Origin of the sequence: Lentibacillus sp. Marseille-P4043, from assembly GCF_900258515.1 — a bacterium.
In the GTDB taxonomy this organism is placed as follows: Bacteria; Bacillota; Bacilli; order Bacillales; family Amphibacillaceae; genus Lentibacillus_C.
This window is the reverse complement of sequence record NZ_LT984884.1, coordinates 1,635,426-1,656,006: the sequence shown is the minus strand read 5'-3', so window position 1 is coordinate 1,656,006 and position 20,581 is coordinate 1,635,426. Positions and strand designations below refer to the sequence as shown.

General features: G+C 39.7%; 17 protein-coding genes. 5 read left to right on the top strand and 12 right to left on the bottom strand.

What is annotated here, in order from left to right:
- Window positions 1–334 precede the first annotated feature (334 nt).
- Together C8270_RS08110 and C8270_RS08105 are read right to left on the bottom strand one after the other, a co-directional pair.
- A complete protein-coding gene (locus tag C8270_RS08110; protein ID WP_106496345.1) occupies window positions 335–1,051 on the bottom strand; it encodes an FAD-dependent oxidoreductase in 717 nt (238 codons plus the stop codon).
- A gap of 162 nt (window positions 1,052–1,213) precedes the next feature.
- The gene (locus C8270_RS08105) at window positions 1,214–1,975 is read right to left on the bottom strand and encodes a transposase (protein ID WP_106496344.1); all 762 of its coding nucleotides are present in this window, start codon (window positions 1,973–1,975) and stop codon (window positions 1,214–1,216) included.
- Between the two features lie 150 nt (window positions 1,976–2,125).
- On the opposite strand from C8270_RS08105, the gene C8270_RS08100 reads away from it, so the two are divergent.
- Window positions 2,126–2,518: a ribonuclease HI family protein gene (locus C8270_RS08100; protein ID WP_106496343.1), complete on the top strand. Its 393-nt coding sequence runs from the start codon at window positions 2,126–2,128 to the stop codon at window positions 2,516–2,518.
- Window positions 2,519–2,793: 275 nt separating this feature from the next.
- Here the strand turns inward: C8270_RS08100 and C8270_RS08095 are convergent, their stop codons facing one another.
- The 3 genes from C8270_RS08095 to hutG form a co-directional block, all read right to left on the bottom strand.
- Window positions 2,794–4,080 carry a Zn-dependent hydrolase gene (locus C8270_RS08095; protein WP_106496342.1) on the bottom strand — a complete coding sequence of 429 codons (1,287 nt, stop codon included), beginning with the start codon at window positions 4,078–4,080 and terminating at the stop codon, window positions 2,794–2,796.
- Window positions 4,081–4,225: 145 nt separating this feature from the next.
- Entirely contained in the window at window positions 4,226–5,896 is a 1,671-nt protein-coding gene (gene hutU, locus C8270_RS08090) for a urocanate hydratase (RefSeq protein ID WP_106496341.1), read from the bottom strand.
- Between the two features lie 24 nt (window positions 5,897–5,920).
- Window positions 5,921–6,886 (bottom strand): formimidoylglutamase, encoded by a 966-nt coding sequence (gene hutG / locus C8270_RS08085; protein ID WP_106496340.1) that lies wholly within the window; start codon window positions 6,884–6,886, stop codon window positions 5,921–5,923.
- A gap of 129 nt (window positions 6,887–7,015) precedes the next feature.
- Here hutG and C8270_RS08080 point away from each other — a divergent pair, with 129 nt between their 5' ends.
- The gene (locus C8270_RS08080; protein ID WP_106496339.1) at window positions 7,016–7,945 is read left to right on the top strand and encodes a LysR family transcriptional regulator; all 930 of its coding nucleotides are present in this window, start codon (window positions 7,016–7,018) and stop codon (window positions 7,943–7,945) included.
- Window positions 7,946–8,044: 99 nt separating this feature from the next.
- On the opposite strand, the gene C8270_RS08075 is transcribed toward C8270_RS08080, so the two are convergent.
- From C8270_RS08075 to C8270_RS08065, 3 genes are all read right to left on the bottom strand, one after another.
- Window positions 8,045–9,700 carry a M4 family metallopeptidase gene (locus tag C8270_RS08075; protein ID WP_106496338.1) on the bottom strand — a complete coding sequence of 552 codons (1,656 nt, stop codon included), beginning with the start codon at window positions 9,698–9,700 and terminating at the stop codon, window positions 8,045–8,047.
- 567 nt (window positions 9,701–10,267) lie between these two features.
- Window positions 10,268–10,996 (bottom strand): toxin regulator, encoded by a 729-nt coding sequence (locus C8270_RS08070; protein WP_234028519.1) that lies wholly within the window; start codon window positions 10,994–10,996, stop codon window positions 10,268–10,270.
- A 591-nt stretch (window positions 10,997–11,587) separates the two neighbouring features.
- Complete coding sequence (locus tag C8270_RS08065; protein ID WP_442785826.1) at window positions 11,588–12,541, bottom strand: carbon-nitrogen hydrolase family protein; 954 nt, start codon at window positions 12,539–12,541, stop codon at window positions 11,588–11,590.
- Window positions 12,542–12,885: 344 nt separating this feature from the next.
- Here C8270_RS08065 and C8270_RS08060 point away from each other — a divergent pair, with 344 nt between their 5' ends.
- A complete protein-coding gene (locus tag C8270_RS08060; RefSeq protein ID WP_106496336.1) occupies window positions 12,886–14,295 on the top strand; it encodes a Na+/H+ antiporter NhaC family protein in 1,410 nt (469 codons plus the stop codon).
- Between the two features lie 20 nt (window positions 14,296–14,315).
- On the top strand, window positions 14,316–15,494 hold the full coding sequence (locus C8270_RS08055) for a saccharopine dehydrogenase family protein (protein WP_106496335.1): 1,179 nt from the start codon (window positions 14,316–14,318) through the stop codon (window positions 15,492–15,494).
- Between the two features lie 4 nt (window positions 15,495–15,498).
- On the opposite strand, the gene C8270_RS08050 is transcribed toward C8270_RS08055, so the two are convergent.
- Window positions 15,499–16,176 carry a GntR family transcriptional regulator gene (locus C8270_RS08050; RefSeq protein WP_106496334.1) on the bottom strand — a complete coding sequence of 226 codons (678 nt, stop codon included), beginning with the start codon at window positions 16,174–16,176 and terminating at the stop codon, window positions 15,499–15,501.
- Between the two features lie 262 nt (window positions 16,177–16,438).
- On the opposite strand from C8270_RS08050, the gene C8270_RS08045 reads away from it, so the two are divergent.
- Complete coding sequence (locus C8270_RS08045; RefSeq protein WP_106496333.1) at window positions 16,439–17,335, top strand: AEC family transporter; 897 nt, start codon at window positions 16,439–16,441, stop codon at window positions 17,333–17,335.
- Between the two features lie 101 nt (window positions 17,336–17,436).
- On the opposite strand, the gene C8270_RS08040 is transcribed toward C8270_RS08045, so the two are convergent.
- The 3 genes from C8270_RS08040 to C8270_RS08030 are packed head-to-tail and all read right to left on the bottom strand — an operon-like array spanning window position 17,437 to window position 20,546.
- Window positions 17,437–17,835, bottom strand: a complete 399-nt coding sequence (locus C8270_RS08040; protein WP_106496332.1) for an acyl-CoA thioesterase — start codon at window positions 17,833–17,835, stop codon at window positions 17,437–17,439.
- A gap of 17 nt (window positions 17,836–17,852) precedes the next feature.
- On the bottom strand, window positions 17,853–19,025 hold the full coding sequence (locus tag C8270_RS08035; RefSeq protein ID WP_106496331.1) for an iron-containing alcohol dehydrogenase: 1,173 nt from the start codon (window positions 19,023–19,025) through the stop codon (window positions 17,853–17,855).
- Between the two features lie 18 nt (window positions 19,026–19,043).
- Window positions 19,044–20,546 (bottom strand): sodium:solute symporter family protein, encoded by a 1,503-nt coding sequence (locus C8270_RS08030; protein WP_442785793.1) that lies wholly within the window; start codon window positions 20,544–20,546, stop codon window positions 19,044–19,046.
- Between the last annotated feature and the right edge of the window lie 35 nt (window positions 20,547–20,581).

Below are 20,581 nucleotides of genomic sequence, written 5' to 3'. Positions count from 1 at the left end.
GTTATATAACCTCCTGCTATTTCATTCACTCTCAATTTATGCCCAGGACGAATTTTTTGTGCGCCTTAAGAGATTAGAAGACAGGCCGTGACAACTGCAACAGTGGGACATGGGGACAGGTTCCTTGTCCCAGACGAAATTGGCGTAGTGGCAGGCTTGGCGGCTGGGACAGCTAACCTGTCCCCACGTCCCAGCTATTAATCTTTGTAGGACGTTAAATAGTCCAGGCTAGCTTCCTTTCACTATTATATTAAACATACAAAATGCCACAGAGTAAAATTCTGTGGCATTTGTAGCACTTATGTTATTTTTATTTTTTGCAATACACTTCCACTTAATATCCCGAAAATTCCTCTGCCCGAATATTGTCTTCATTGGCTCCAGCTTCTATCAGCATTTTCTGCATTGCTTGAACCATATCAGCAGGACCAGCTAGATAATAGTTTGGTTTACTAATATCGGAAACATGCCTTTTTAACATGTCAGCATCAATGTGGCCAATTTCACCACTCCATTCACCAGAATCCGTTCGTGTCATGACAGGTACAAAATTAAAATTAGGATTTTTTTCAGCTAAGTCCTCCAAATCAGATTGAAATGGTGCATCTTCCGGAGTTTTATTGGAAAAAAGCAATGTCATATCATGTGATGTCTTTTGAAATGTCGCTTCTGCAATCATGCTTCGTATAGGTGTGATACCAATACCACCAATGAGAAAAACTGCAGGTGTTGATTCGGTTTTATGCAGGGTAAAATTACCATGTGGTGCATCAAACTTCACTTCACTGCCCACTGGCAAATCTTTCAGCACCCGTTTATATGCCGAGTCACGCAAACGAGTCGCAGTGACCAATTCATCCTCACTCGGGGCAAATACAAATGAAAAAGCTCTCGTATTTCCTTCTTCATCAGTCTCGCTTGGATCAATTAAGGTAAAATCACCAAACTGCCCCGCTCTAAATTCGAATCCATCTGGTTTTTCCCAGTGAAAAGCCATCGTATCATTCGCAACCATTTCCTTTTTCAGTAACTTAATCGTATATGTCGCCATACCATCCACTCCTTCATCACTAAAATACCCACACTAATTATATACCCCAAAAAACCCACACATAATCACTGGGACATGGGGACAGGTTCCTTGTCCCAGGCGGAATTGGCGTAGTGGCAGGCTTGGCGGCTGGGACAGCTAACCTGTCCCCATGTCCCGCCTCTATTGGATGCGGTGGATGACGCTTTTGGATATGCCTGTTATTCTGGCTAGTTGTCTGATTGTTATGCCTTCTAATCCTCTGAGTTCTGAGATGATTTTATTTCTTTTTTGTTTTTCCATCTGCTGCAGAACGGTATTATTGGGAATCCCTAAGTTTGCTAGATGCCGCTTGACTTCGCTATCTGATCGCTTCACTTTCACATCATTGTCCAGACATTCATCATCATTTGTTGCTAACATGTATTCGGTAAACAATTGGGTGGCTTTATTTCTGTTGGGGGAGATCAATTGGAACACGAAATCAACAGTAACTAAATTAGCGCGGCCGTAATACTCATGTATGCTCGTCCATTCACACGCAAAAGCATTATTTGCTATTCCGGCCTTGACGGGGTTTTGATGGATATATCGCAAAACGGTGAAGAAATAAGCAATCGTGTCCACATTTTCACTTTTGAACCTTTCCTGAAACAAATGCCCAAAGCGTTCATATTTGTTGTTGTACCAATACACATAACTTGCACTGATTCTTTGGATTGTTTTCGAAATCGATTCCTCCGCCTCTTTTATTAACAGATGAATGTGATTATCCATCAAACAGTAAGCAAAGAGTTCAAAGCTATCCTTTCCTTTGAATCTCTTAATTGTTGATAAAAGCCTTAACTTGTCTTCATCATCTTCAAAAATGGTTTGTCTATTAATTCCTCGCAGCATGATGTGATATATACCGTTCGTACTTTTTCTTCTAGGTATTCTTGTCATTTAAAAATCACCTCGGGGATAATTTTGCTTAATAAAAATGCATCAATTTTTGTAAAGCGCGCAATAGGGGCTTTTCCAAATGAAAATGCAGGTTTATCACAAAACTGTTATAATCTACTAAAATCTAGAAAATAAAGGGGAGCTAAACCGTTGATTGAAGTTTATACAGATGGGGCTGCTAGCGGGAACCCCGGAAATAGTGGTGCAGGGATTTATATTAAAGCAAGTGGGAACATATATGAATACAGCTTTCCATTAGGGATCCTATCTAATCATGAAGCTGAATTTGAAGCGGTTTTAAAAGCATTACAGATATGCAAAGAACGCTTTCCGGATGAAATACTCTCCTTTCGATCTGATTCTCGAATAGTTGTGGATGTGGTCGAAAAAGATTTCACAAAGAACCAAACTTTTCTTCCTTACCTTGAGAAAATTCGGACTGAAGCAAGCGCATTTCCGCATTTTTTTATCAAATGGATACCAGAAAAGAAAAATAACCATGCAGATCAATTAGCAAGAAAAGCCATTCATATGCAGCAGTAGGAGATTATATTAGAGGATTTGCAGTTGGCTGTGATTATGCTAAACATAACGATTAACCAAGCAAAAGTCAAAAAGGCAAAATCTTATATATACAGGTGAAAATCAGTTTTTGCCCATAGATTTTCTCATAAAAACACCTAACCCCACATGCACTAGCGTATTCAAAGAAAAAACCCCAACAAAAAATAAATATTACTATTCTGGGTGGGACGTGGGGACAGGTTTCTTGTCCCACCCTCTAACCAACGCCACTACGGCATTTTGGACTGGGACAGTTAACCTGTCCCCATGTCCCACTTTTCTATAAAGGTTTTTAGTGTGTGTACGGTTTGGATGCAGTCGTTCAGGTTGGACCATTCTGCTGGGTTGTGGCTGATGCCTGCTTTGCTTCGGACAAACAGCATGGCAATGGGGAGTTTTTCGCCGATAATCATTGCGTCATGTCCGGCACCGCTTGACAGTTTGTAGGGTCTGATTCCTTTTTCTTGGAAGGAATGCTCTAAAATTTGTTGTATTTCTTCTTTAATAGGAACTGGCTCCACTCGCATTTTCTCCGTGTACTCCACCTCAACGTGATGTTTATCTGCAATTTTTTCACCCAAAGTCAACACACGGTCCACCAATTGATCCCTTGTCACACGATGAATATCGCGAATGTCAACGTAAAACTTAACTTGGCCTGGTATGACATTCACTCCATTCGGTTCGACAAATTGCCTCCCCACCGTCGCAACAGCGGAATCATTTATTTGGCGCGGCAGCTTATTAATCTCAAAAATAAATTCACTTGCAGCAACGAGCGCATCGTGTCGGTCATCCATCGGCGTGTTTCCGGCATGCCCTGCTTCACCTAATATGGTGAACTCTAACCAACACGGGCCTGCAATCCCTGTTACGATTCCACACGGTAAATTTTCTTTTTCCAGTCGTTTTCCTTGCTCAATATGTACCTCAACAAATAGATCAAGTTCATCCATGTTTCGTTTTGCCGCTTGATAACCGTCGACACTAAGATCTACATCCGCCAAAACCTCAGCGAAACGCATGCCATCCTTATCAACGAGTTGTAACTTTTTGTCCATATCACCTTTTCCAATCATTGCCTCACTGCCGTTTAAACCACCATTAAAACGGGCACCTTCTTCATCCGTAAAAATAACCACCTCAAACGGCTTTTCCGGTTGGTGACCAGTTGCATTCCACGCTTCCACAACCTCCAGTGCAGCTAACACACCGAGTACCCCATCAAAATGCCCGCCATTCGGTACACTATCAACATGGGACCCACTCATAATTGCCGGCAGTTTATTGTTTTTGCCTTCCATTCTACCCAAAATATTTCCGGCCCCATCTTCATGGACCTCCAAGCCTGCCTCCCGCATCCAGCCAGACACCTTCTCCCTGGCTTCCTTTTCTTCCCTCGAAAAACCTGGACGATTTGAGCCATTATCCTTCGTCAATCCAATTTGAGCCAACTCGTCCAACCTCGAAGCCAACCGTTTTCCAGAAACGCCATCATAGTCAAAAGCCTCATCATAATCCTTCAACAACTTCTCTCGCAATTAAAATCACCTCTCCGATTTAAAGTGAGACGCGGGTTTGGTGTGGCGCTGGGACGTGGGGACAGGTCTCTTGTCCCACGCGCAAACCCGCGCCACACCGCCAAACCGGACCGGGACAACTAACCTGTCCCCATGTCCCACTGTCTTATTCTCCTTTATTCAACATCGGGATCGTAACCCCTTTCTCCCGCGCTGTTTCCTCAGCAAGTTCATATCCTGCATCGACGTGTCTTGCTACGCCCATACCAGGATCTGTTGTTAACACTCTGTCCAGACGTTCTTCCGCATCTTTTGTGCCATCCGCTACAATTACCATACCAGCATGCAGCGAGTACCCCATGCCAACGCCGCCACCGTGATGGACACTTACCCAACTGGCCCCGCCAACACTATTGATAAGCGCATTTAATATTGGCCAATCGGCAACCGCGTCACTTCCATCTTTCATTCCTTCTGTTTCACGGTTTGGGGATGCAACTGAACCGGAATCAAGATGGTCCCGCCCGATCACAATTGGTGCTTTTAATTCGCCACTCGCAACCATGTCATTGATAATTTTGCCGAACCGCGCACGTTCTCCATAGCCAAGCCAGCAAATTCTGGACGGTAATCCTTGAAAGCTGACTTTCTCCCGTGCCATTCGAATCCATTTGCATAAAGATTCATTGTGGCTGAATTCTTTTAAAATCACTTCATCCGTTTTATAGATATCTTCCGGATCACCAGATAGTGCTACCCAGCGGAATGGCCCCTTGCCCTCGCAAAACTGCGGCCTGATATAAGCCGGTACAAAACCAGGGAAGTCAAACGCATTCTCGACCCCTTCATCTTTTGCAACCTGACGTATGTTGTTCCCGTAATCGAATGTTACGGACGCTTTTTGCTGCATGGTAAGCATTGCCTCAACATGACGGGCAATACTCTGTTTGGAACGTTTCAAATAGTTGTCCGGGTCCTTTTTTCGCAAATCCGCCGCTTCTGAAAGTGACATATTAACTGGCACATACCCATTAAGTGGATCATGTGATGATGTCTGATCCGTTAGCACATCTGGGATAAAGCCTTTTTCTATCATTTTTGGCAGTAATTCAGCTGCGTTTCCTAACAATCCAATGGAACGCGCTTTTCCCTCGTTGCGGGCTTCTTTTGCCAGTTTAATAGCTTCATCCAAACTATCTGTCTGTGTATCTAGATAATTTGTCTCTAAACGGCGGTCAATCCGATGCTGATCGACTTCAATCGCAATGCAAACGCCTTCATTCAACGTGACAGCTAACGGTTGTGCACCACCCATACCACCAAGGCCTGCTGTAACTGTAATCGTTCCTCTTAAACTACCTGCAAAATGCTGTCTTGCACATTCCGCAAACGTTTCATAGGTTCCTTGCAAAATCCCCTGACTCCCGATATAAATCCAGCTGCCCGCGGTCATTTGCCCATACATCATTAAGCCCTTCTGATCTAACTCGTTAAAATGCTCCCAATTTGCCCATGCCGGCACCAAGTTAGAGTTAGCGATCAATACTTTTGGCGCGTCTTTATGGGTACGAAATACAGCAACAGGCTTACCAGATTGAACGAGTAATGTTTCGTTGTTCTCTAACGTCTTCAACTCTCTTACAATTGCCTCATAACATTCCCAATTCCGTGCAGCTTTTCCGATTCCGCCATAAACGACTAGTTCATCAGGATTTTCCGCCACTTCTGCATTCAAGTTGTTATTCAACATTCTTAAAGCCGCTTCTTGAAGCCACCCTTTCGTATGAAGCTCTGTTCCGCGATATTGTGCCACCTTACTATTCGCCTTTGTAACCATCCAACCATCTCCCATTCCTAACTGTTATCGTTGTTCTTTTTCGCTAAAACTTTTCATCGTTTCCGCAACCAAATACGCGGCCAAGCGCACTGTTTTATTATCTTCATCAACTTTTGGGTTTACCTCAGATATATCAAAACTTATGGTGTTTTCCTTTGCGGCAGTGTACGTCAGCAATTTTTTTACTATTTTCGGATCCAAACCAAGTGGTGATGGCGCACTCACGCCTGGTGCTGCTGAGGCCATGATCGAATCCGTACACAATGTCATGATAATGTAATCGTACTTTTCTGCAAATTCATCGATTTTTTCAAACGTGTTTTGGATGTTCATCAGATTCATATTTTCCTCAAGGACGTATTGGCAGTTATACTCTGCCGCTGTTTCGAATAAAGCTGTCGTATTGCCAAACCGCTGAATCCCCAAGCATAAATATCCTGCATTATCATCATTTTGCAAAATTTGTCTAAACATCGTTCCCGAAGAAGGCAATGCATCGCTGCGCAAATCAAAATGTGCATCAATATTTATAATGCCGATTGTCTTGTCATCCCCTGCATATGTCCTTGCCCCAACATAATGCCCGTACAATGTTTCGTGGCCGCCGCCAAGAATGATTGGAATTGTGGAATGAAGTAATAATTTGTGAACGTTCTCCCCTAATTCTGCTTGTGCTTTTTCCAATTGATCGTTTTCACAAATAACGTCGCCATAATCGAAAACTTTTCTATCATGGTTGAGATTGTACGGCAGTTTTGCCAGCTGCTTTCTAATTTCATCAGGGGCAAGGCGGGCTCCAATTCTCCCTTTATTTCGCCTAACCCCTTCATCACTTGCAAATCCTATCATTGCAAAAGCAGGTTCATTTTTTGTTATCGTATCCATAGTTTGGAGTTGAACGATTTGATGGAAGCGTAAATCAGTTGCATCCACGCCATCAATTCTCCCGCTCCAAAGATTTGTGTTCGACAATTTATAGATAGTTACCACCCTTGCTTTTTATTCTGTAATAAAATTCAGAATTTATTTTCTTTGTATAATATTATAATTAGTCTATACTATAAATACAAATACTTATTTGTTATGTTTCAATAGTTTTTGTCTATAGGAGGTCAAATGGTGGATATCAAACATTTACAGTATTTCGTTGCAATCGTGGATCAATCAACATTTACCAAGGCTGCTAATGTGCTTCATATTTCCCAGCCATCATTAAGTGTTGCAATGAAAAGATTAGAAGATAAAGTCGGCTTTCCTTTAATTGATCGAACCTCTCGACATATCCAGATTACCAAGGAAGGAAAAATAATGTATCAGGAAGCAAAAAAGCTGCTGAAGCATTATGAAAATGTATCCGATGAGATGCGTCGATTAAAAGAAGAAGGCCCGCTAGAACTGTCAATCGGACTGATCGAATCATCGATGTTTTTCGTGCCAAAGATCTTATCCGTTTTTAAGCAAGAGTTTACCAAGGTTCGCGTTCGTTTACTGGAAACATTGAGTCTGGACGATGTGGAAAAGGCGTTGAATAATTTCGATATTCACGTAGCCATTACAAATCAATACATTCATAATTCGGATATCGAAACAATACCTATTTATAAGGAAAACTTAGTGGCACTTCTCCCTCCTAATCATTATTTAGAAAATAAAGATTGCCTCCAGTTGACGGATTTTGAAGGGGAAGATTTTATTGTTAGTAAAGAAGGCTTCCAAACAAGAACTGATATTTTAAATGCGTTCAAAAAATCTGGTGTCGATTTAAATATTCAATTTGAGATTGAGCGATTTGAAACATGCTGCAGTTTGGTGGAAAACAATTTAGGAATTACCATTATCCCAGAAAACTATGCCCACTATTCCAAAAAGACCAGCTGCAGCATCAAACGAATTGACGATTCAACCATCTCCAGAACCGTTTACCTAGCACACGACAAAAACCGCTACCTCTCACCACTAGTAATGAGCTTCATAACATCAGTAAAAGAGTGGGACATGGGGACAGGTTTCTTGTCCCAGCCTGATTTGCCGGAGTGGCGCGGGGTGTAGCTTGGGACATAGGGACAGGTTAGTTGTCCCAGCGCAATCCCCCGGTAAACGTGGGTTTAGGGGTGGGACAACTAACCTGTCCCCATGTCCCAGAACCTCTTAGTAAATTCCTACTTGGTCGAATCCGTTGGTGACTGCTGTGAATTCGGGGCTGTTTTCTCCGTAAATGTCAGTTGCTGATTGTTCGATGGCTTTTCGGGCGTCGCTAAAGTCGGAAGTTGGTGTTAAATAAGTAGATATTGCCCGATAGTATATCTGTCCAAGTTTTTGCTTGCCAATTTGCTCGCCAATCAAGTATGCGGCATGGTTGGTAATAGACGAGTTTACATGGACTCCACCATTGTCAACTGATAATGGCATGTTGTAAAATTCATCCATATGTTCCGGGTACCTTCCGTCTCCATATTGAGCTCTTTCGCCAGATACTTCAAATTGATCCGGGTTGCTTAGGCTGCGTAATGCTGTTCTTCCATCTTCTTTTGCAGCTGGCGCCATAATGTCTTCACCCATTTCCCAGTCATCTTCATCGATGAGTGTACCAAATACGTCAGCAAATGATTCGTTTAGTGCACCGGATTGGAAGCGATAGTTTAAATTTGCCGTATGTGTGATAACACCATGCGTCATTTCATGGGCAGCTACATCGAGACCGGCTGATAGCGGTACCATATACTCACCATCACCATCGCCATACGTCATGTATCGACCATTCCAGAATGCGTTGTTATAATCATTGCCATAGTGAACATATGATTTAATAGCCATTCCTTCACCATCAAGCGAGTTACGCCCATGCTCATTAAGGTAATACTCATAGACCTTTTCCGAATTGTAGTGGGCATCTACAGCCGGTCCTTGATATTCATCTTTCCACGAAGCACTTTTGTTTTCAAAAACCTTGCCCGTATTAAAGTCATACGTATAAATGCCTTCTAGATTCTCATGGGATTCATCATATAATTTAAATGTAGTACCTTGTTTAGGCAATTTTTCTTTTGTTGTATTCAAATGTCGTAGTGTGCCAAGTACCCCTTCCCCAACACTTTTATGCGCCTTCGATTTGATCTCATTAGCATGTAATAACGCATTGTATTGATCAATTACTTCCCCTGTATTAGCATCAACGAAAACAAACCAGTTACCGGGTTCGTCTCCTAGGAAGTTAACATTGATTTTATAGGCCAAACTATTTTTTCCCGTAAATGGATATACAACAAGATCTGTAGTAGGTGTGTAGGTTAATTTTTCTGGTGCATTCACTGATGTTTTGGCCGCTTGTAAAGCTTGGTCAGCTGAAACAGAAGCTTTTGTGTCAATAGTAGCCCCTTCCACTTCTTTGTTATGATGTCCGTTTACTGCAACAATCTCGTTATCCTTATTATAATGGACAATAACTTCAGCACCTTCTACGGGTACTCCATTTTTTGTTTGCTTAAGGCGTACGTGCGTCATTCCCAGATCATCTTCCTGGACACTTTTTACATTTAAATTTTTCTTTGGATTCTTAATCCCAATCTTTTCCTCGTTTTTACCCAAATAATTTAGTGCATTGGATGCATTACTAGCAGAATGTTTCTCTGCAAACTTTTCCTTCACAAAAATAGGGACATTCGCTTTTTGGTTCCATTCCTTTTGAGCTTGTACACTACTAGATACACTAGACTCCTGTGGCGCTGCCAAAACATTACTCATAGAGACAGAACTTGCTAATAGAGCAGATGATAGAACGGCAGGAACAATATACTTTTTCTTCAACAAACATACCTCCTAATAGATTAATAACTCTATTATAGAGGCATAGACAAACTATTTCATGATTAATAATAATCATCTTAATATTTAGATAATTAGGACGTATGGTCGGTTCCTGGGACGAGACGGATGGGACATGGGGACAGTTTCCTCCCAAACAAAGGTGCGGAAGACATGGGGTACAGGGCGGGACGCGGGGACAGGTCTCTTGTCCCAGTTAGTTAGTGGCGGAAAACGTAGACAGGTCAATCGTCCTAATATACCAACAGAGTGGGACACCTAACCTGTCCGAGGCCACTGAAAAAGTAATCACTTTAAAAAGTCACATTGAACAAACCACTATATTTAGTGAAGTTGTTAAATGTAAGCATCTATATATTGTGTTTAGTATGCTCTTCATTTTTGTAAACTGGATTTTTCAGTGACCTCAACCTGTCCCCGTGTCCCACATCATAGAATCCCCAACTATAAGTAGGTGGGGATTCGCTTTTCTTTATTTAAAATTGGCGATGACAAGCTCAGGCGGAATAATTGCTTTAACAAGGACGACCCACATCAAACTCTATCCCTTTATTGTTCGATTTTATCAACAACAATTGCCGGGATAGTTATATCTCCACCCAGAGTTGACTCATAAGTAAGTAAACCTGCTGATAATCCCATTATAGTTATCTGATCATCTTCCAATATTCTAGAATCAACAATGCTTGAATCATACTCTACATAGATAATCTTGTCATGGTCATCGTTTACTGCAATTCTTAATTGAACAGTCAAACCATCTCCTTCTATTACCTGCACCACCCTGCCGGAAAATTTAACTTTCTTTCCTTTATAATCATCTGGTGTTCTCGCAAGCTGGTCAAATGTAATACCAGTTTCATAACCTTTCTTTTCCTTTTCTTCTTGCTTTTTTCTTTCCTCTTCCTCTGCAGCTAATCTTGCTTTTTCCTCCTCTTCTGCTTTTTTCTTAGCGGCCGCTTTTTCTTCTTGCTGCTTTTTCTTCTCTTCCGCTATTTTTCTCTCTTGTTCCTTTTTAGACATTTCAAACCAAGGTTCTGCCTCTTCCACCTTTGCTTCTAATTCAGCGATTTGTCCGTTCTTTTTTTCAAGATTGGTTTTTAACTCTTCAATTTTTGCACGCTCTTTTTCTAAATCATTTTCTAAATTAACTACCTGTTTATTTGCTTGTTTTGATTCAGCTATTTTATTACCAACAAATCCAATTACTACTAAAATGACAACTGCAATGGCCACAATAATCGTCCAAAACTTTTTTCCTTTCTTCGCTATCTCCAAAACTATCCCCCCTTGCATAAATTGAGGGACAAAGCGACAGGATCTTTGTCCAAAATAGTGAGCACTGCCAATCACCATTTCCGATATTGTTCATATTTTAGTTTTTCCTCATTCATTACTTCCATTCTTCGTTATGTCTCCAGGAAGATCCTATGTTATGTATTTCATAAAAAGCCACTATAAAAATGATTGTAACAGTACCCTATCCCCGCCTCAAAGTCACAAATGATTTAAACCATCCATACCGCCCCCCAGTTACCTCTTTCTATTTATAATTATTCCTCCTTTCACTTCAAAAGTACTAAATAATTCGTATCAGGAAAAATTTTGCGGGAAAACAGTACGAATTAAGTGTGATCGAACGCATGTTTACAACAAATTTTCCAACCCCGCATTTCATTTGATTAACACTTCCACTTATTGGAGTCCCATACTTCCTAGTAAAACATCACTATTATCAAGACCATCTATCCGATTAAGGTTCATGTTATAAATACAGAAAACAACTCATTCCACTGCCAAATTACAGCACAACAAATAATCCCCGCATCCACAGCCGGGGATTATTTTGCTCCAATTTAAGTTAATTAATCACTTATCACCCTCATTCCAATCCACATTATCTTGCTTTTTTTCATTCACAGACAACTTGAAAATATCCGGCCGCGAATAATGTCCAACTACATCAAAGTCAAATTTACCCTCTGCTATTTTTCCCAAATTAATATCACCATAAATTATCTTTTCCTCACCAAAAACAGGCTCAGCTATATATTCACCTAGAGGATCAACTATACAACTGCCACCCCGTGTTAATTCATTGGGCAATTTTTTAAATTCATCGCGGGAGGCTATTTCTTCTGGGAACATTTCCTTGGTCATGTACTGATTGCACGATAGAACAAAACATCTTCCTTCTGCAGCAATATGCCTCATGGATGCAAACCAAGTATCACGGGCATCTGCTGTTGGGGCAATATAGATTTGAACTCCTTTCGCATACATCGCGGTTCTGGCAAGTGGCATATAATTTTCCCAGCAAATTAGCGAGCCAATTTTTCCGTACGGTGTATCAAAAACAGGCATCGTACTACCGTCACCCTCGCCCCAGATTAATCGTTCCGAACCGGTCGGCTTTAATTTTCTATGCTTTCCTAGTAATTTTCCATCAGGGCCAAAGAATAATGCCGTGCAATAAAGAGTTCCTTGGCCGTCATCATCATCTTTTTCAATGACCCCGATCACAGCATATGCTCCTGCCTTTTTTACAGCCTTACCGATTTGCTCAGTCTCAGGGCCCGGTACTGTGATCGAGTTGTTCCAATAATTGTAAAAATCTCTTCTTCCTTCACTCGTTCTACTCCCAACTACCGCGCCAAACGACATTCCACGTGGGTAGGCCGGTATAAAAGCCTCTGGAAAAACAATGATTTTTGCATTATTTTCCTCAGCTTCTTCTATTAATCTAATTACCTTTTTAACCCCTTTTTCCTTATCCATCACCTCTGAACCAGCCTGGACAACCGCTACTTTAAATTGTTCTATTTTATCCAAATGATCATCCCTTTCTTATGAACTAATGATTCCAAATATCAACTAACAATTTCAACATAACCGTCTGATTGCCTATTTCCATATATTGACGAAAATAGAAAGAAAGATTATGTTTTACACTTTCGCGGAAAACCCTTAAACAATAATCTCTTTTGGTTGGCATTGGCTCAGATCACATCACTATAGGAACGTAGAGAAAGCAATCAATAATGTCAACTAAATCAAAGAACATAATTTTAAATATTGCACATAATCTAATTATAACAAAATTGTTCAACAATTATGAGCAACAATATTGTAAATGAAGACGCTTACTAAAAAAAAGAGGGATAATAATGGATGCGGATTCAACTATAGGCTTTATTTCAATTTTACCACCATTAATTGCAATTGTACTTGCATTTTGGACAAAGGACACAATTTTGTCGTTAGGTATTGCATGTGTCTTCGGTGTATTGATTGCAGGCGATGGATTATTGGGATTCCCAAATTTAATGAAAGAAGCGTTAGGAAACACAAGCTTTTCATGGATTTTCCTTTTGGAATTGTTTATTGGTGTATTAATTGCATTTTTTCAGCGCACAGGTGCTATTCAATCGTTTGCCAATATCATAGAACGGAAAAGGTATTCGCGAAAGAAAATCGGAATGACAACATGGTTTATGGGAATGTTCGTTTTCTTTAGTGACTATTTTAGTCCAGTTTTTGTTGGGTCAACGATGAGAAAAGTTACAGATAGGGTGAAAATTTCACGTGAAAAACTTGCTTATATATGTGATTCTACATCAGCACCTGTAAGTGTCATTGTCCCAATTACTGGATGGGCTGTTTTTATTTCGGGCCTTTTAATCGGAATGGGACCGATTACCAATGAAAAAGAAGCTTTAGCAGTATTCACCCAATCTATACCATTTAATATATATGCGATATTATCTGTTCTATTAGTTGGATTAATAACTTCAGGATTAATTAAAGACTTTGGACCGATGAGAAAAGCAGAACAGAGAGCGCTTCATGAAGGAAAAGTTCTGGGAAATAAATCAAATCCGCTAATATCAAAGGAACTTACAAATATAGAGCCATATTATCAAGATCGGCTACTTAATATAAAATGGAACTTTTTAATGCCAGTGCTTCTAATTATCACGATTGCTGTTGGTACGTATATTGGATTGGGGTCAGCAAAAACGATGGAAGCATTCCTGGCTGCTGCAGTTTTTCTTGGTATAGTGATGCGTATTCAAGGAATTCCAATTAAAGACATTATGGATACTGCTATGAGTGGTATTAAGGGAATCATGCCCGCAGTTATGATTCTAGCATTTGCGTATACCATTAATACATTAAGCGAAAACATGGGAACAGCCAATTATTTAATAAATGCAACTGAGTCGTGGCTGTCGCCTAGTTTGCTCCCAGCAATCACATTTGTGTTAGCAGGAATTGTATCTTTTTCAACAGGATCATCGTGGGGAACATTTGGAATCATGATACCAATAGCTGTTCCCATTGCAATAGGATTTGCTGGTGGTGATGTTAACACGATTGTTTTAGCTACGATAGCAGCTGTTGCTGGAGGTGGAGTTTTTGGGGATCATTGTTCTCCTCTATCAGACACAACAATTCTATCTTCAACTGGAGCAGCCGCTGATCATATAGATCATGTAAAAACTCAGATTCCATATTCTTTAATTGTAGGATCGATAGGAATAATAGTCTATTTGATCATTGGATTTCTAGCATAAAAGTTTAGGAGGCAATTAATATGAATGTTGTTGTGCTTGGCGGATCAGGTTTACAAGGAAGGGCGGCTTTACAAGATTTAAGCCACTCATCGGATGTTACGGGCATCGTTTGTGGTGATGTGAATTTCAATGGTCTGGATTCATTTAGTCACCATTTGAATATGGACAAAATAAATAAAAAAGTTATTGATGCAACAAATATAGAATCCCTAATTGATTTATTTATAGATAATGTAGATGTTGCGATTGACTTGTTGCCAAAGCAATTTAACAATACAGCGGTTCAGGCAGCTATAGAAGCTAATGTTCCTTTAGTCAATTGCTCCTACGCTAATGGTCTCTCGAATGAAGTTTATGAACAAGCTAAAAAAAATGCTGTCACTATTATACCTGAAGCAGGGTTAGACCCTGGTATAGATTTAATATTATGCGGGTATGGTGTTAGCCAATTAGACGAAGTAAATGAACTTTATTCTTACTGTGGTGGTATTCCTGATGCAAATGCAATAGATAATCTATTGAAATATAAAATAAGTTGGAATTTAGACAGCACATTAATGTCGTATAAGCGACCCGCAAAAATGTTGAAAAATGGGAATGTCATTGATATACCCGCCAAAGACCAGCACAGCGAAAAATGGTTAGAAGAAATATCATTCCCGGGTATTGATAATTTAGAATCTACTCCAAATGGAAATGCAATTAAGTTTGCTAAGCTGTTTGGAATTGAAGATAGTGTTAGGAATACGGAAAGAAGAACGATACGATGGGCAGGTCATGCGAACTTTTGGAGGAAAATGGTGGATTTAGGTTTTTTAGAAACAGAACCTGTTCATGACTTACCAGCTAAAATAACACCACATCAGTTTATGGTTGCACATTTAGAACCCCGATTACAATATGGTAAAACTGAAAAAGACTTAGTTCTAATGAAAAATATAATAAGGGGAAAAAAAGACGGCCAAAAAGTAGAGATAACGTATGATATGGTCGCAAGAAGAGACTTAACAACTGGTTTATTCGCAATGAATAGAACAGTAGGATACACGGCTAGCATTGTAGCTCAAATGATTGCAAAAAAAATAATAACAAAGACGGGTGTTTTAAGCCCAACAACGGATATTCCTTTTGAACTATTTATAAAAGAAATAAGTAAGCGAGGTATAAAAATTAACGAAACAAAAAAGTTAATCAAATAGCTCGCTAATCAAATAGCTCGCTAGTATGATGAAATCTTTTCACCCTTGTTTTGTATTCTTCGATTGTACTACTGATATGCTTGTCAAGCAGAGTAATAAAGGCACCTGTGTCTCCTTTTTCAATAACGTTGACCATAAGTTTGTGTTCGTTGGAGCCGCGGGTGTTTTTTTCGTCAATTTTATAAAAATGGTCATATAAAATGAGATAAATATGAGTTTGATTTATCATTTTTACTGCATTCTCTTTTAAAAATCGATTTGTACACCCACCCATTAACGTGATATGAAATTTTGTATTAACATGTATATATTGAACAAGGTCTTTTTTAACAAATGCTTCCGCCTCTTCTTGAATAAGTATATTTAAATTATCAATATCCTCCTGTTTAATTTTTTCCATTATATCCATTGTGGCAAGTAGTTCCAATTGTTTTCGATGTGTAAAAGCATCTGTGATTTCGTCAATAGTAGGATTAATTACCTGTGCACCCCTATTTGGAATAATCGTAATAAACCCTTCCTTTTGCAACTTTGAAAAGGCTTGTCGAATAGGAGTACGACTAACTGACAAAGAATTTGATATATCATTTTCCACTAACTTCTGACCAGGAGCCAGCTTGCGCTCAATAATCCCTGTCTTCAATTTTTGGTATACAAATTGGCTCATTGGTTGTTTTACCATAAAGGTACACCTCGATAATTATGATTTTAATCTGCTATTTTAAGTATAAATTCGCCTTCATTTATATCTATTCATCTGCTATAGAATAAATGAACATTTTTAACGGGACATAGGGACAGGTTTCTTGTCCCACTAGGCTTCCCTCCATCAGAGCAGACTACGCTTTGGTTCTTGCATCCACTAGAGCTGGGACAACAAACCTGTCCCCATGTCCCACCTTATGATAAACTATTCTCTAGTTCTATTAATGGAGTTGTTTTCTATGGGTTTGTTTTTGAGTGTGATTTTGCCGATAATGGCTGTGTTTGCTTCGGGGTTTATCCTGCAGCGTATTCGTGTGCTTGATGTGAAGTCTGTGTCAGCGGTGTCGTTATACATCCTGTCACCTTGTCTTATTTTTGTTACGTTGTTGGATGCCAATTATGATAGTGGTTTTCTTGTTATTCTGATTTATATGTTTGTCCTTTTTTATGCGATGGTAGTTTTAAATAAAATTCTATCAAAGGTTTTTAAATGGGAAACAAACACGGAGAGTGCATCAATTTTAGCAACTGGTTTTATGAATTCTGGAAATTACGGGTTGCCTGTTGTGCTGTTTAGTGTTGGAAATGCTGCCGCGCCATATGCTATTTTTATTATGGTTGTGCAAGCTTTGCAAAATAATTTCTTTGGAATCTATTATGCATCCAGAAGTACGAGTGGAATGCGGCGTGCACTTGAAAATGTAATGAAAATGCCTACTACATATGCGGCAATTTTGGCATTTATCTTTCATTACTATTCTATCGGTGTGCCGGATGCCATCCATTCTACCCTATCCATGGTAGGTGATGCTGCCATACCAGTTATGATGATTATGCTGGGCATGCAGCTCGGATCGATAACAGGGTTGAAGCTCAATTGGCAAGTGGTCACGTCAGCTGTCACCCTAAAAATGATTGTAGCACCACTCATTGCCGCATTATTTGTATGGATGGTCGATATGGATCCCATCATCGCTTCGGTACTCATTATCATTTCGGCGATGCCAACCGCCGCCACAACAACAATGTACGCAATCGAATTCGACACCGAACCAGAACTAGTATCCAGCATTACGTTAATATCAACGTTAACCAGTATTGTAACACTTAGCATACTGTTAAATATTGTAGTGTAAGTGGGACATGGGGACAGGTCCCGCGTCCCACCCTGAAACCCTGTATCCATGCGATTTCCAGCCGGGACAATTAACCTGTCCCCATGTCCCATCATTCTCATTCATTCACCGTCGTAATAATGTCTTTCCAGTTCCGTTCTAATTGATCCTGAAATTGGTTTAGAAGCTTGTTTTTCCAAATTAAAATTCACATAGGTTGTCGTCCCGCTCGCACATAATGTTTCGTCTTGCCAGATCTCTTCATATAATTGTAGACTGGTATTGCCGATCTTTTTCACCCACGTACAAACTTCAGCATTCTTCCCAAAATAAATCTGACTCACATAATCAATATTCATATTGATGATAATCATTTTCCAATTTTCAAAGTCATGATTTGGCGTAAACAACTCAAAAATTTTATTTCTGCCTGCTTCTAACCAAACAGGAACAACCGTATTGTTAATATGGCCAACTCCATCGGTTTCCGAGACACGTGGCTCTATAATCGTTTTATACATTTCACTCTTTCCCGTCGTTAAAAATTCGTTCGTTTTCCTTCATAGGCATTTGTATAAATTTCCTTAACTGCTTCTCTGTCCAACGGTTTCGGACTGCGTTTCAATAATCTAGTTTGTTTTATACCATTTTCCGTCAACCGGTCAATATCCGCAGCGGTAATATTGTATTCACTTATCGTAGTTGGTAGACCAACATCTTTTACTAACTTTTGTAAGCTTTGAACGACATCCAAAGCGATATCTCGTTCATTTTTTCCGTCTGTTGGCAGGTTAAATACGTTCGCAATGTTGGTCATCTTTTTCAAACAGGATGGCCAGATGTAGTCGTACACATATGGCAGCAGCACCGCATTCGATTCACCATGTGGAATTTTAAACAGGCCTCCCAATGGATATGCCAGCCCGTGCACGCCCGCTACACCAGCATTATAGAAACTCATACCCGCTATTAAACTACCTAATGACATTTGCTCTCTTGCTTCCTTATCCTTGCCATTCCATACAGCGGTTCTTATGTGATTGATGATTCGATTCATTGCATCTAGTGCCAGTGTGTCTGTTAATGGAGTTGCATTTATCGATGTATACGCTTCTATCGCGTGTGTCAGCGCATCAGCCCCACTTGCCGCCGTTACTTTTGGTGGTAATGTATAGGTTAAAACAGGATCAACGATAGCATAGTCAGCCAGCAAAAATTCATGGGTAATAACATCTTTAGTATCCTCTAAAGAAAAAACGGCAATATCCGTTATTTCTGCTCCCGTACCAGCTGTTGTTGGGATCAATACTTTTGGCAAGCCTTTATTGGTTAGCTTCTTTTCCCCGCTAAGATTCAGGTAATCCTCGATAGCCCCATCATTTTTAGCGAGTACAGCTGCTGCTTTTGCCAAATCTAGTGCACTTCCTCCACCAACTCCAATTACTAAATCGGCTTGGCTTTTCCGTACTTTCTCCACCACTTTATTTCCCACTTCTAACGGTGGTTCCGGAACGACGTCCGTAACCACTTCCACTTTCTTATTTAAATTTGATAATTGCTCCAACAAAGGATCAATCACACCAAGTTCTTTTAACATTGGATCGGTAACAAGAAAAACCTTTTGAACTTGTAGGTCTGTTAAAATTCCTTCTAAGTTGCTTAATGACCCTTTGCCATGGTAGATGTTTTTTGGTGAAATAAATTGACTCATAGATGACAACTCCCTTTATTAGTTTACTGATAATTTGTCTTCGCTTACATTTACTTCTTTATCTTTATGAGAGGTTAATAACGTATAAAAAACCATTACTAACATACTAGTAAGAACACCAATACCTGCAGCCCCAAACGGATTACTGAAGTCGAATCCAAATGGCAAGTAAACGATCCAATACACGACAGTTCCTGATAATAATGACAAGATTGCTCCTGTTTTCGTCGCACGTTTCCACAATGCCCCGACAACTAAAGGTCCAGCAGTTGCTGAAACAATTCCACCTATTCCAATCCACATAAATACGGATAAATATTTCGGTGGTGACCATGCCATTAATATTGCTGCCAAAATAACAATAAATGTCGAATACCTGCTAATGAGTAGCTCTATTTTTTGTGATTTCTTTTCAGATATAGTTATCTTCGGAACAATCGTTTTTCGATAAATATCATTTGCAAGTACTTGTGTCAGTGAAACAATTAATCCATCAGATGTAGATAAAACTGCCGAAAGTACAGCTACTGCCAAAAATGCTGCGATAAATGGAGGGAATATTTCTTGGAATAACACTGGTATTACCTGATCTGGTTGTATGTTCATGGAGGGATCGATAACAGCTACTCCTAACATTCCGCCCAACCCCATAAGTGGGAGAATAGTAGCAAAAATAGTACAGTACATAATTAATTTTTTCATATCTTTATTTGACTTAACAGCTAAGAATTTGTTTCCTAAGTGCGGCAGAACACCGAATGGTAAGTGAGCAATAAATAACAACCCAACTAACCAAAATGAGCCATAAGTAATATCGCCATGAATAAATAACTGGTCAAAAGCTCCTTCTGGGTTTCTGTCTTTAATTAAGGAAATCATATCGCCAAAACCACCATCTACCCCTACACTAGTTACAAAACATATAACAACAACGATCGCTGTAATAACCATTAAAAATCCTTGGACTGCATCTGTTAAAATGTCTGAGTGGGAACCACCTAAAAATACATAAACCGCTAATACAATACCTGTAATAAACAAGCCAACATTGTAATCCACACCCATCATAGTTTGGAACATAGTCGCAGCTGCTACAAACTGGGATACAACATAAAATATTAACAAGATCGTAATAATAGAAAGTGTAATTCTTAGAAACTCACTATTAAAACGATCACCGATAAAGTCTGGAATAGTTCTCGTTCCAAATTTATCGCCATAAACTTTTATAGTTTTTGCTACAAACAACATCCCAATTACCGTAGCAACAGGGTATAGTAATGGATACCACAAACTTGGTGCTCCAATATCATAAGCTAACCCAGGCATTCCCATAAAGGTTGACCCACTTGAAATACCTGCACTTATAACAAGTGCAATCGTAATTGGCCCATAACTAGATCGCGCTGTTGCAAAATCGTCTGGGTTATTCGTACGTTTCATTCCGATATAACCCATTACTAGCATCATAATGATAAAAAGAGCCATAAAAATCCATGAATAAATCATTACACTATCCAATTCCATCCACCTCCCTTATTTGTCTAATAAACTAG